Origin of the sequence: Cyanobium sp. NS01 (genome assembly GCF_014280235.1) — a bacterium.
Classification (GTDB): domain Bacteria; phylum Cyanobacteriota; class Cyanobacteriia; order PCC-6307; family Cyanobiaceae; genus NIES-981.
On sequence record NZ_CP047940.1, the window covers coordinates 2,232,147 to 2,244,860 of the forward strand.

The window sequence follows — 12,714 nt, forward strand, 5'->3', positions numbered from 1 at the left end:
GTTTCTGAGAACTACTCTGAGAATTGATCTGAGAACTAGTCTGAGAACCTACACTTGAATGGAGGTTAGCGGACTCGAACCGCTGACATCCTGCTTGCAAAGCAGGCGCTCTACCAACTGAGCTAAACCCCCAGACATGAATGGGCCATCCTGGACTTGAACCAGGGACCTCACCCTTATCAGGGGTGCGCTCTAACCACCTGAGCTAATGGCCCAGGAGATTTCCAAACCGATCACCCGGCTTGGGCTTACCCTCAGGGGGGTGACCTAGACAACGTTTAGGAACTGAAAAAGGCTTCACGCTCTCCCACACCACAACACTTCCACCAAGGCATCACCTGATCTCAACTCACCTTGCGGTGTGCTGATCCCTGATGACAACCTGGCTTGCATGCCGGATCTGTTCTGCGCTTGCCTCCTTGAGGTACCGATCGACCTTCGAGATGACAGGATCATGGCCTGAGACAAAAGTTGCTTCCTACCAACAGCCACAAAGACTGGATGGTTCTCAGCGCTCAGACATCATAATCAGTTATTGTCTCCCTGTTAGGAGGTGATCCAGCCGCACCTTCCGGTACGGCTACCTTGTTACGACTTCACCCCAGTCATCAGCCCCACCTTCGGCGTCCTCCTCCACAAGGGTTGGAGTAACGACTTCGGGCATGGCCAACTTCCATGGTGTGACGGGCGGTGTGTACAAGGCCCGGGAACGTATTCACCGCAGTATGCTGACCTGCGATTACTAGCGATTCCTCCTTCACGTAGGCGAGTTGCAGCCTACGATCTGAACTGAGCCACGGTTTATGGGATTTGCTAGCTCTCGCGAGTTTGCTGCCCTCTGTCCGTAGCATTGTAGTACGTGTGTAGCCCAGGATGTAAGGGGCATGATGACTTGACGTCATCCACACCTTCCTCCGGTTTATCACCGGCGGTCTCTCTAGAGTGCCCAACTCAATGCTGGCAACTAAAGACGTGGGTTGCGCTCGTTGCGGGACTTAACCCAACATCTCACGACACGAGCTGACGACAGCCATGCACCACCTGTCTCTGCGCTCCCGAAGGCACTCTTCTGTTTCCAAAAGATTCGCAGGATGTCAAACCCTGGTAAGGTTCTTCGCGTTGCATCGAATTAAACCACATACTCCACCGCTTGTGCGGGCCCCCGTCAATTCCTTTGAGTTTCACACTTGCGTGCGTACTCCCCAGGCGGAACACTTAACGCGTTGGCTACGACACCGAGGGGGTCGATTCCCCCGACACCTAGTGTTCATCGTTTACGGCCAGGACTACAGGGGTATCTAATCCCTTTCGCTCCCCTGGCTTTCGTCCATGAGCGTCAGTTATGGCCCAGCAGAGCGCCTTCGCCACTGGTGTTCTTCCCGATATCTACGCATTTCACCGCTACACCGGGAATTCCCTCTGCCCCTACCACACTCTAGTCTTCTAGTTTCCATTGCTGAAATGGAGTTGAGCTCCACGCTTTAACAACAGACTTTCAAGACCGCCTGCGGACGCTTTACGCCCAATAATTCCGGATAACGCTTGCCACTCCCGTATTACCGCGGCTGCTGGCACGGAATTAGCCGTGGCTTATTCCTCAAGTACCGTCAGTTCTTCTTCCTTGAGAAAAGAGGTTTACAGCCCAGAGGCCTTCATCCCTCACGCGGCGTTGCTCCGTCAGGCTTGCGCCCATTGCGGAAAATTCCCCACTGCTGCCTCCCGTAGGAGTCTGGGCCGTGTCTCAGTCCCAGTGTGGCTGATCATCCTCTCAGACCAGCTACTGATCGATGCCTTGGTAGGCTCTTACCCCACCAACTAGCTAATCAGACGCGAGCTCATCCTCAGGCGATTTCTCATTTCACCTCGCGGCATATGGGGTATTAGCGGCCGTTTCCAGCCGTTATCCCCCTCCTGAGGGCAGATTCTCACGCGTTACTCACCCGTCCGCCACTAGCCCGAAGGCTCGTTCGACTTGCATGTGTTAAGCACGCCGCCAGCGTTCATCCTGAGCCAGGATCAAACTCTCCGTTGTAGACCGGTCCTCTAAAACAAACAAGATCTCTCCTGCTCATCATCAACTCGGCTTGCTCACTCCTAAAATCAACTACCAATGCCTTCCTTCATGCCGAAGCATGCAGTCAGCCACAAGCCATCGTCTTAAGCGCTCGCCCCATTCGGTAAAATGGTTTCAAAGAGTGCACTTGATTGCCATCAACTCTCGTTCATAACAACCTGGTGACTTTCCCAGATCTCAGATCCGGTTCGCTTCCAGTATCAAACTGCTTTTCAACAACATGGTCACTCGTGAGAAGCAATCACATCATCAACAGCTCAATACCAGTTGCTATTGTTCTTTTGACGGGACCTCACACCTTCACTGCTCTTTCGTCAATACTCCTTAACCATCCCCGCTCAACCTCGCCCTTTCACAGGCTCAGCTCAGCAAGCACACACTCAAGAAGCACTGACGCAGTGAAAGCGTCAGTTCCTAAACGTTTCGGTTGTCCAGGTTCTGCTACCTCCACTCCCGTTTCCAGAAGCTCTCGGTGGCTGTCGCCTCGCAGCGACCACAGAAACCTACAGCACCGAAGGGCCGCTCTCGCAGGCGCTCTTCCATCTCTGTAAGCCTGCCCGCTTCAGCTTCCGCTTCAGGCGTGCAGCACATGAACATACCATGCCGGTTGCCGAGGCTGTCAAGCGTTGCTGCCCTGCTTAGCGGCACCCCCACCGAGCGTTGGGCTGACCAAGCCCAGGGCCTGGGCGGCGATCTACGGAAACGCGTCGAAAGGCTGACCAACACCACCACGCTGCTTAAGGTCAGGACGCCGGCCTCCGGGCCACGCCCCCATTTGGATGGCACCCCAATCCAGTCAGGAACGCCTCCGCGTCCGGCCCAGCTCCCGGGAGGAGGCGGTGGTGAGCCGGGCCCGCGACCACTTCGAGCGCACCCTTGTGCGCGTGGGCGGCGAGCTGGTGGGATCGGTGGCGGCCCTGGAGCACCCCCGCAGAGCCACCGAAGCCAACTACGGCGAAGTGTTCCTGCGCGACAACGTGCCGGTGATGGTGTACCTGCTGTTGCAGGGGCGCTACGAGATCGTGCGCAATTTCCTCAGCGTCTGCCTCGACCTGCAGAGCACCCGTTACCAGACCCGAGGCGTCTTCCCCACCAGCTTCGTGGAAACAGAGGGGAAGGTGCTGGCGGATTATGGCCAGCGCTCGATCGGACGCATCACCTCCGTGGATGCCAGCCTGTGGTGGCCCGTGCTGTGCTGGCTCTATGTGAAGCGCAGCCGCGACGTGGAGTTCGCCACGAGCCAGCGGGTGCAACGCGGCGTGCAGCTGCTGCTCGACCTGGTGCTGCATCCGAGCTTTGAGGGCAACCCGGTGCTGTTTGTGCCGGACTGCGCCTTCATGATTGACCGTCCCATGGACGTCTGGGGCGCCCCCCTGGAGGTGGAGGTGCTGTTGTTCGGTTGCCTGCGCAGCTGCTGCAACCTGATGGAGCTGGCCAAGACGAGTTCCACGAGCCGGCTGCTGGACCAGCGGCTGGAACTGACGCGGCAGTGGCAACACGATCTGCGCTCGTTCCTGTTGAAGCACTACTGGGTGACCAGCAAGACCATGCAGGTGCTGCGCCGTCGCCCCACGGAGCAGTACGGCGATCATCAGCACGAAAACGAATTCAACGTGCAGCCCCAGGTGATCCCCCCCTGGCTCCAGGACTGGCTCGAGAACCGTGGCGGCTACCTGATCGGCAACATCCGCACCGGCCGGCCGGACTTCCGCTTCTACAGCCTCGGCAACTCCCTGGCCTGCATGTTCGGCCTGCTCACGGCACCACAGCAACGGGCCCTGTTCCGGCTGGTGCTGCACAACCGCGCCGATCTGATGGCCCAGATGCCGATGCGCATCTGCCATCCGCCGATGGAGGCCGATGAGTGGCGCAACAAGACCGGATCAGACCCCAAGAACTGGCCCTGGAGCTACCACAACGGGGGGCATTGGCCCTGCCTGCTGTGGTTCCTGGGAGGCGCGATCCTGCTGCACGGGGAGCGCCATCCGGAAGCCGATGTGCTGCTGATGGGCCAGATGACGGCCATGCTGGAGGAGTGCTACTGGAGCCAGCTGAACCAGCTGCCGCGCCAGCAGTGGGCTGAATACTTCGATGGGCCCACCGGCACCTGGGTAGGCCAGCAGGCCCGCACCTACCAGACCTGGACGATCGTGGGATTCCTGCTCCTGCACCACATCCTGCGTGTCAAACCCCAGGATGTGACCCTGCTGGATCTGGAGCCCGGTCTGCATCGGCAGGGATGAGCATGGCCAGCAAAAAGCCGCGATCCAGGTCGCGGCTGAGAAGCTGAACGGGGCGAAAGCTTTGTCGAGAACGATATTCAAAACCGGCTGAGGTTCAGAACAGACCGAGCGTGAGGGACTTGTCGATCGGCAGGGCCGCACCGATGCCTAGGTAGATGGTGAAAGCCGTGCCGAACAGGAAGACCGCCATGGCCACGGGGCGACGGAAGGGGTTCTGGAACTTGTTGAAGCTCTCGATGAAGGGGATCAACATCAGGCCCAGGGGGATCATCGTCTGCAGGGCAATGCCGAGCAACTTGTTGGGCACCACCCGCAGGATCTGGAACACCGGGTAGAGGTACCACTCAGGCAGGATTTCCAGAGGCGTGGCAAAGGGATCGGCCTTGTCCGCGAGCATGGCGGGGTCAAGCACCGACAGCCCCACGATGCAGCCGATGGTTCCGAGGATCACCACCGGAAACATGTAGAGGAGATCGTTTGGCCAGGCGGGCTCACCGTAGTAGTTGTGACCCATGCCCTTGGCAAGCTTGGCGCGAAGGGCGGGGTCGGTGAGATCTGGTTTCTTGAGGATGTGCATGGCTGGTGCCGCTCGCAGGGATCGCTGGTGTTTGGGGAGGCTAGGGGTGCCGGGCAGGCAGGCGAGACAAGCTGTCTCGAAGGGTCACAACGGGCCGGAGATGCCCTGCTTGCGGATCATCAGGAAGTGCATGAGCATGAACACCGCCAGGAGCCAGGGCATCACGAAGGTATGCAGGCTGTAGAAGCGGGTGAGGGTGGACTGGCCCACGGACTCACCACCACGCAGCAGCTCCACCATGAAGTCGCCGACGACAGGCACGGCCGCAGGAACGCCGCTCACGATCTTGACGGCCCAGTAGCCGACCTGATCCCAGGGAAGGGAATAGCCGGTGACGCCAAAGGAGACGGTGATCACGGCCATGGTCACGCCGGTGACCCAGGTGAGCTCGCGGGGCCTTTTGAAGCCACCGGTGAGGTAGACGCGGAACACGTGCAGGATCAGCATCAGAACCATCATCGAGGCACTCCAGCGGTGCACCGAGCGGATCAGCCAGCCGAAGCTGACATCGCTCATGAGGTACTGCACCGAGGCGTAGGCCTCAGCCACGGTGGGCTTGTAATAAAACGTCATCGCGAAGCCCGTCGCGAACTGGATCAGGAAGCACACCAGCGTGATGCCGCCCAAGCAGTAAAAAATGTTGACGTGCGGGGGCACGTACTTTGCCGAGATGTCGTCGGCGATCGCCTGGATTTCAAGACGCTCCTCGAACCAGTCGTAGACCGGGGACGACTTTCCAGCAGGAGTGTTCGCCATGCAGCTGGGAGGTTGGGTTGCGAGAGTCTACGCACCGCCATCGAGAGTCCGTGAGCGCTGAACGCCTGCCGGTGCTGCCAGCCGATCCCCAGCGGGGAGGGCAGGCCGCTGGCCCGTTGCCAAGGCCGCCTTCCGCAGCCGCCAGGCCCCTGGCCTGGAGCACCCTGCTGGCCTGGCTGCTGAGCGCGAGCCTGCTCTGGGCCCCGGCCCCGGCCATCGCCCTCAGCGACGCCCAGCAGCTGGTGGTGGAGGCCTGGCGGCTCGTGAACCAGAGCTACGTGGAGCCCCAGCGCTTTGAGGCGGTGCGCTGGCGCCGGCTGCGCCAGAAAGCGCTGGAGCGCTCGATCGTGAGCTCCGACGATGCCTATGCAGCGATCGAGGCCATGCTGGCGCCCCTGGGGGACCCCTACACCCGTCTGCTGCGCCCGGAGGACTACGCCAATCTGCGCTCCAGCACCCAGGGCAGCGTGACCGGCGTGGGCCTCCAGATCGGCCTGCGGGACGGCGACCAGCGGGTGGTGGTGATCGCCCCCCTCGACGATTCCCCCGCCGCCGAGGCGGCCCTGGCCAGTGGCATGGAACTGCTGGCGGTGGATGGCCAGCCCACGGCGAGCCTCGGGCTGGAGGGCACCGCCGCGGCCCTGAGGGGCTCCGCCGGCAGCCAGGTGTTGCTGCAGGTGGCGCGGCAGGGGCAACCCCAGGAAGTGGCGCTGGAGCGGCGGCAGGTGAACCTGCGGCCGGTGCGCAGCCGGCGCCTGCGGCTGGAGGGGCACACGGTGGGCTATCTGCGCATCACCCAGTTCGCCGAGCCGGTGCCCGAGCAGGTGCACCAGGCCCTCACCGACCTGGTGGACCAGGACATCGAAGGGCTGATCCTCGACCTGCGCAACAACTCCGGCGGGCTGGTGAGCGCCGGACTGGCCGTGGCCAACCAACTGCTCGACAGCCGCCCGATCGTGGAGACGGAAGACCGCAACGGGCTGAGCTCGCCCGTGCGCTCAGGCCCTGGCGAACTCTTCGACGGCCCGATGATCACCCTGGTGAACGGCGGCACCGCCAGCGCCAGCGAGATCCTGGCCGGAGCCCTGCAGGACAACGGCCGCAGCGAACTGGCCGGCAGCCGCACCTTCGGCAAGGGCCTGATTCAGAGCCTGCTCTCCCTCGGGGACAGCAGCGGCCTGGCGGTGACCGTGGCGCGCTACCTCACCCCCAGTGGCCGCGACATTCAGAACCAGGGCATCGAACCCGACTATCCCCTGGCTCCGCCTGAGCCCCTCAACCCCGGCGGCGAGAGCGACGCCTGGCTCGATCAGGCCTCCGACCTGCTGCTGAAGCAACTCACCCCGGCCCAGGCCCCGGCATGAGCGGCCGCACCTACCACGATCCTCTGCATGGGGCGATCCGGCTGGAGCGCAGCGACCCCGCCGAGGCCCTCGCCATCGCCCTGATCGACACAGCCCCCTTTCAACGGCTGCGGCGGATCCGGCAGCTGGGGCCGGCCTATCTCACCTTCCATGGGGCCGAGTTCAGCCGCTTCACCCACTCGCTCGGGGTGCTCCACCTGGCGCGACTGGCCCTGGCCCAGCTGGCCCCCCATCACCCCGAGCTGCTGGAGCACCGGGGGGTGCTCTACGCAGCCGCCCTGTTGCATGACGTGGGCCACGGCCCCCTGAGCCACTCCGGCGAGGAGATGTATGGACTCAACCACGAGGCCTGGTCAGGGCGGCTGGTGCGGGAGCACCCGCAGCTGCGCGGCCTGCTGGAGAGCCATGCCGAGGGTTGCGCCGATGCCGTGGCCGACCTGCTGGAGCATGGCCGCTACCCGGTGCAGGCCATCAAGGCCCTGGTGAGCAGCCAGCTCGACTGCGACCGGCTCGACTACCTGCAGCGCGACGGCTACAGCACGGGAGCCAGCTACGGGCGCCTCGATCTGCAGCGGATCCTGGCGGCCCTCACCCTGGCCCCGGACGGCGCCCTGGCCGTGCAGCCGAAGGGGTTGATGGCCGTGGAGCACTACCTGGTGGTGCGCAACCTGATGTACCGCAGCGTGTACAACCACCGGCTCAACGTGGTGTGCAACTGGCTGCTGCGGCGGCTGATCAGCGTGGCCCGCCAGCTGGGTCCGGGGCGGGTGTGGGCCGATGCCGTGATGGGCCGCTGGCTGTGGGAGCGGGGCAGCCTCGATCTCGCCTCCTTTCTGGCCAACGACGACATCCGCACCGGCTACCACCTGGAGCGCTGGCAGGAGGAGGGACCCAAGGAGCTGGCCGACCCCTGCCGGCGGCTGCTGGAGCGGCGGCTGCTGAAGGCCACCGATGTGGCCAGCCGGGACCGGGGCAGCCAGCTGGAACTGCTGGCCCAGGCCAGAACGCTGGCCAGCCAAGCGGGCTTCGATCCTGATGGCTGCTGCGCCCTGGAGCAGCGCCAGACCCGCGGCTACCACCCCTATGCCGGCGGGCTGCGGCTGTGGGATGGCCGCACGCTGCAGGCCCTGGAGCAGCGCTCGCCCCTGGTGCACAGCCTCAGCGAGCCGGTGCAGCTGGCCTGGCTGATCCACCCTGCCGAGGTGGCGTCTAAGTTGCGCCGGTTCCTCGACTCCTGATGAGCGCTCCGGCCCTCGGCGCCCTGTTCCTTCCCGGCAGCTCAGGGGGCGGCAGCCACCGGCTGGTGTTGCCGCCGACCGGGCAAGCGGCCTCAGCACAGGAGCTGGCGAGGCGGGCCCTCGAGAGCGCTGGGTTGCTCCAGGGGCCACCCAGGCCAGGCCCCGTAGCACTCGAGGCGAATGGCTGGCCGCTCACGGCGCGGGGACTGCGGGCCCTCCAGGAGCTGCTGCTCCAGCACGATCTGTGGCTGGAGAACGTGCAGAGCACCAACCCCCACACCCTGGTGGCTGCGGCCGCACTGGGGCTCGAGGCCCGGCCGCCCTGGCCTGGCGCGGCCAGCAGCTCCAGCCCGGACAGCCCCATGCCCGGGGGACGGGCAGGCGAACTGGTGGTGCACCGCGGCACCGTGCGCTCCGGCGATCACCTGCAGGCAGCAGGTTCGCTTCTGGTGCTGGGGGATGTGAACCCCGGGGCCCGGCTCAGTGCCGGCGGCCACGTGCTCGTGTGGGGCCGCCTGCGCGGCCTGGCCCATGCCGGAACGGGCGGCGATGGGGGCACCAGGATCGTGGCCCTGCAGCTGCGGCCCCTGCAGCTGCGCATCGCCGGCGCCGTGGCCCGGGGGCCCGAGGAGCCCCCCCCGGAGGGACTGGCCGAGCAGGCCCGGCTGGTGGGGGGCGTGATCCGGCTCGAGCCGGCGCCACCCCAGTGGCCCCTGAACGCCTGAACCCTGAAGGCGTTGGATTCCGGAGGGCGGGCTTCGGGTGAACGGCGTCTTTGGCCTTAGCCTGCCTCGATCTCAGCCACTGCCGTGCCAGCTGCGTCGACTCGCTTCATCCTGATCTGCTCCGGCAAGGGGGGAGTGGGCAAAACCACCCTCACCGCCAACCTCGGCATTGCCCTGGCCAAGCTCGGTGCCCGGACAGCGGTGCTCGATGCCGATTTCGGCCTGCGCAACCTGGATCTGCTGCTCGGTCTCGAAAACCGGATCATCTACACCGCCCAGGACGTGCTCTCCGAGCGCTGCCGACTGGAGCAGGCCCTGGTGAAGCACAAGCTGCAGCCGAACCTGGCCCTGCTGCCGGCCGGCGACCCCCGCATGCTCGAGTGGCTCAAGCCCGAAGACATGCAGGCGATCGGCGCCATGGTGGGCGAAACCGCCGACTACGTGCTGATCGACGCCCCAGCTGGCATCGAAGGTGGCTTCCGCAACGCCATGGCCGCTGCTCGGGAGGCCATCGTGATCACCACGCCGGAGGTGTCGGCGGTGCGGGACGCCGACCGCGTGATCGGCCTGCTCAACTCCGAGGGCGTCAAGCCCACCCAACTGGTGCTCAACCGGGTGCGGCCGAAGATGATGGCCAGCCAGGAGATGCTGGCGGTGGACGACGTGACCGACATCCTGGCCCTGCCGCTGCTGGGGCTGGTGCTGGAGGACGAACAGGTGATCGTGTCCACCAACCGGGGCGAGCCGCTCACCCTCAGCGACAACCTCTCGCCGGCCGCCAGGGCCTACAGCAACATCGCCCGGCGCCTGCAGGGGGAAGACGTGCCGCTGATCGACCCCGCCAAGGAACGCCAGGGTCTGAGGGCCCGGATCGGCCGCCTGATGCAAACCAAGATCTTCTGAGCCGATGACCCTGCGCGATCTGATCAACAAGCTGCTGGGTCGGGAACCGGCCAGTGCCCCCACGGCACGGCAGCGCCTCCAACTCGTGCTCGCCCACGACCGCAGCGACCTCAACCCGGAACTGCTGCAGCAGATGCGGCGTGAAATCCTCGACGTGGTGAGCCGCTACGTGGAGATCGACATGAGCGAAGGGGATGTGAGCCTCGAAACCGAAGACCGGGTCACAGCGCTGGTGGCCAATCTGCCGATCAAGGGCACCCGCTCAGTGCCCCTGCCATCCCCCACCGACAGCCCCGTGCCGAGCGCCGAAACGCCCTCCTGAGCGATCCGCCGGGCCTGTGGCAATCCTGAGCCATCAACAGCTCCGGATGGCGCCTGGCCATGGTTTCCCTCAATGCACAGCTGACGCCGCCAACCCCCGCTGAGTCGAAGGTGCTGGGCCTGCTGTGTCGCGGCTACAGCAACCGGGAGATTGCCGCCGCCCTGGTGCTGAGCGTGCGCACGGTGGAGAGCCACATCTCCCACCTGCTGGCCAAGAGCGGCTGCCGCAGCCGCACCCAGCTGCTGATCTGGGCCCTCAGCAGCAGCTGAGGCTGGCCACCCCGGAATGGCCACTGCCCCCGTGTAACTTCAGCCTGGTCAGGCCATCCGGTCGTGACGCCATGCCGGCTTAGCTCAGCGGTAGAGCAGCGCTTTTGTAAAGCGAAGGTCATCGGTTCAAATCCGTTAGCCGGCTTCCAGCTTCCTTGGCGGGGCAGGGCTGGGCCTTCACCTGTTCAGAAGATCCCCAACAGACCTTCCTTCACCTGCACCTGGATCGGGTCCTCATCGGTGTCGAGGGTCACCTCGGTGGTCACCTGGAGCGGGTTGGGAGTGTCCACCTCCACAGAACCCTTCACGGGCAACGGCTCGGAGGCACTCACATCCACCGAGGCCTGAACCGGCAGGGGTTCAGCCGCCTTCACAGCCACGTTGCCCTGCACCGCCAGGGGCGCGCTCGCCTTCACCTCCACGGGGTTGGTCACCACCACGCGCGGTTCGCCGCTGATCGGAATGGGGGCCTTGGTGTCGATGCCCACGGAACCCCGCACCGTGAGCACCTCCTGAGCCCTGATCTCAATCGCTTCATTGAGCTGCTCCACCCGGATCGGTTGGGCCAGCTCCTTCACCTCGGCCCGCACGGGCAGGGGCTGATCGGGGGGCAGGGCGATCCGGATCGGAATCGGTTTGCTCAGCACGTGCAGGAGCACCCCGCCAAGCACGGCGGAGGAGGCCACCACCGCACAGGGCCACCGCAGCGCCAGCAGCACCTTGAACCACTGGGCATCATCAACGGCATCAGGCATGGGGGCTCAAGGGCAGCTGGGCGCATTCAACCTGAGGCCGAGGGAAGGCTGGGTAGTGGAGGTGGCGGTGCGGGCAGCCGCCTAGGGGGGGGCGGGGCTGGCTGAGGGCTGGGGGCAGCGGCAGTCCGGCGCGGCGCCGGCGCGGCAAACCAGCGCCCCAGCTCGGCCTTGCGCTGCTCGGGAGACTCGGGCCCCAGATTCCAGAGGCTCTCGAAATAGAAGAAGGCCACCCCGAGGCCCTGGCTGCGGTTGGCCCGCACCTTCTCCCCCAGCAGAGGCAGGGGGGCCGGGCGGTTGCGCTGGCCGCTCATGATCGCGATTGCCGTGGGAATCTTGGCCCTGGCCTCGATCACCTCCGCCCTCCCCAGATGGGGCAGGTAGTCCTCCAGGTCCGGGCGGTAGATCTGCACCAGCAGCTCATCCACCAGCCCCCGGCGCACCCAGGCGAGCCAGTCCTGCAGCTGCAGCTTGTAGGCAAAGGCGTAGTAGTTCGGCGACACCGAGATCACAGCCCCGGGCCGCACCCGCCTCACCTCCTTGGTGAGCCGCTCCATGAAGGCGGTGATCTTGTCGGCGCGCCACTTCACCCAGGCCCCGTCAGCCGGATTAGCCGGAGCGGCTCGGCCCGTTTCCTTGCGGTAGAGCGCCAGGGTGAAGGGGTCGTAGCCGAAGTCCTTCGGCAGGCTCATGTGGTCGTCGAACTGAATGCCATCGGCGCCGTAGCGACCCACCACCTCCACCACCAGGTCGGTGATCAGCTGCTGCACCTCAGGCCGGAAGGGATTGAGCCAGGCCACCTCCCCCGCGGCGCTGATCGAGGTCATGCCGCCGTCCTGCTTGCGGGTGAGCCAGTCGGGGTGGCGGCGGGCCAGCACCGAATCCTTGGGGGCCATGAAGCCGAATTCGAACCAGGGAATCACCAGGAGCCCCTGCCGCTTGCCCTCGGCAATCAGCTCGCCCAGCACGTCCTGGCCCTGGAGCCCCAGGTAGGTGAAGGTCTGCAGCTGGCGCTCCTGCACCACCTGGCTGGGGTAGTAGGCGATGGCACCGTTCCAGACCACTGGATAGAGGGTGTTGAACTGGAGGGTCGCCAGCTGGGAAACGGCCTCCGTCATCCGCTGGCGATCGCGCAGCACCGGCATGTCGTTGGCGGTGAGCCACACGCCCCGCAGCTCAGTTCCGGTGCCGGTGTTCTGGGCGCGCACCGCCAGAGCGCTGCCATGGCCCAGCAGAGTCAGCCCCCAGGTGAGCAGGGCCAGAAGCACGGCCAGGAACCGGACGGGACGACGCAATGGGCCTGGGCAGCAGGCCAGAACCTAAACCCGTTCAGCGCTTCCCAGCCAGGAGCCAGATCAGCACCAGAGCTGGCAGTAATGGCAGCCAACCAGCCTGAAAGAGGCCGCTGAGCAGGCCGTTGAGCGGGGTGCTCAGCCAGTTGTAGAGCCCCATGGTGAGCGCCACGAGCACGAGAAGGGCGGCCATGGGGAG

12 protein-coding genes, 3 tRNA genes and 1 rRNA gene are annotated in these 12,714 nt (G+C 64.9%); 8 read left to right on the plus strand and 8 right to left on the minus strand.

All coding sequences use genetic code 11. The annotated features are described in order from the left end of the window. Positions 1-59: 59 nt before the first annotated feature. The 3 genes from CyaNS01_RS11670 to CyaNS01_RS11680 form a co-directional block, all read right to left on the minus strand. A tRNA-Ala gene (locus CyaNS01_RS11670) sits at positions 60-132 on the minus strand. 9 nt (positions 133-141) lie between these two features. Then, positions 142-215 (minus strand) — tRNA-Ile (locus CyaNS01_RS11675). A gap of 331 nt (positions 216-546) precedes the next feature. Next, positions 547-2,032 (minus strand): 16S ribosomal RNA (locus CyaNS01_RS11680). A gap of 821 nt (positions 2,033-2,853) precedes the next feature. On the opposite strand from CyaNS01_RS11680, the gene CyaNS01_RS11685 reads away from it, so the two are divergent. Continuing rightward, positions 2,854-4,317, plus strand: coding sequence for a glycoside hydrolase 100 family protein (locus CyaNS01_RS11685; protein ID WP_186697212.1), 1,464 nt, complete (start codon positions 2,854-2,856; stop codon positions 4,315-4,317). Between the two features lie 94 nt (positions 4,318-4,411). Here the strand turns inward: CyaNS01_RS11685 and petD are convergent, their stop codons facing one another. Beyond that, entirely contained in the window at positions 4,412-4,894 is a 483-nt protein-coding gene (gene petD / locus CyaNS01_RS11690; RefSeq protein WP_186697213.1) for a cytochrome b6-f complex subunit IV, read from the minus strand. 84 nt (positions 4,895-4,978) lie between these two features. Then, positions 4,979-5,650 (minus strand): cytochrome b6, encoded by a 672-nt coding sequence (petB, locus tag CyaNS01_RS11695; RefSeq protein WP_186697214.1) that lies wholly within the window; start codon positions 5,648-5,650, stop codon positions 4,979-4,981. 116 nt (positions 5,651-5,766) lie between these two features. Here petB and ctpZ point away from each other — a divergent pair, with 116 nt between their 5' ends. The 7 genes from ctpZ (at position 5,767) to CyaNS01_RS11730 (ending at position 10,616) form a co-directional block, all read left to right on the plus strand. Then, entirely contained in the window at positions 5,767-7,014 is a 1,248-nt protein-coding gene (gene ctpZ / locus CyaNS01_RS11700) for a carboxyl-terminal processing protease CtpZ (RefSeq protein WP_370561843.1), read from the plus strand. Continuing rightward, positions 7,011-8,252 (plus strand): HD domain-containing protein, encoded by a 1,242-nt coding sequence (locus CyaNS01_RS11705; RefSeq protein WP_186697215.1) that lies wholly within the window; start codon positions 7,011-7,013, stop codon positions 8,250-8,252. Before ctpZ ends, CyaNS01_RS11705 begins: the two co-directional genes overlap by 4 nt. After that, positions 8,252-8,977 (plus strand): septum site-determining protein MinC, encoded by a 726-nt coding sequence (minC, locus tag CyaNS01_RS11710; RefSeq protein ID WP_186697216.1) that lies wholly within the window; start codon positions 8,252-8,254, stop codon positions 8,975-8,977. The genes CyaNS01_RS11705 and minC overlap by 1 nt, the downstream gene beginning before the upstream one ends. 84 nt (positions 8,978-9,061) lie before the next feature. Beyond that, positions 9,062-9,880 (plus strand): septum site-determining protein MinD, encoded by an 819-nt coding sequence (minD, locus tag CyaNS01_RS11715; protein WP_186697217.1) that lies wholly within the window; start codon positions 9,062-9,064, stop codon positions 9,878-9,880. Positions 9,881-9,884: 4 nt separating this feature from the next. Next, complete coding sequence (minE, locus tag CyaNS01_RS11720; protein ID WP_186697218.1) at positions 9,885-10,202, plus strand: cell division topological specificity factor MinE; 318 nt, start codon at positions 9,885-9,887, stop codon at positions 10,200-10,202. Between the two features lie 59 nt (positions 10,203-10,261). Next, a complete protein-coding gene (locus CyaNS01_RS11725) occupies positions 10,262-10,471 on the plus strand; it encodes a response regulator transcription factor (protein WP_186697219.1) in 210 nt (69 codons plus the stop codon). Between the two features lie 73 nt (positions 10,472-10,544). Further along, positions 10,545-10,616 (plus strand) — tRNA-Thr (locus tag CyaNS01_RS11730). A 40-nt stretch (positions 10,617-10,656) separates the two neighbouring features. Here the strand turns inward: CyaNS01_RS11730 and CyaNS01_RS11735 are convergent. From CyaNS01_RS11735 to CyaNS01_RS11745, 3 genes are read right to left on the minus strand one after another with little or no spacing between them, the layout of a single operon-like run. Further along, entirely contained in the window at positions 10,657-11,226 is a 570-nt protein-coding gene (locus tag CyaNS01_RS11735) for a hypothetical protein (RefSeq protein WP_186697220.1), read from the minus strand. 26 nt (positions 11,227-11,252) lie between these two features. Continuing rightward, entirely contained in the window at positions 11,253-12,518 is a 1,266-nt protein-coding gene (locus CyaNS01_RS11740; RefSeq protein WP_225875666.1) for a family 10 glycosylhydrolase, read from the minus strand. A 34-nt stretch (positions 12,519-12,552) separates the two neighbouring features. Continuing rightward, positions 12,553-12,708 (minus strand): hypothetical protein, encoded by a 156-nt coding sequence (locus CyaNS01_RS11745; RefSeq protein ID WP_186697221.1) that lies wholly within the window; start codon positions 12,706-12,708, stop codon positions 12,553-12,555. Positions 12,709-12,714: the final 6 nt, after the last annotated feature.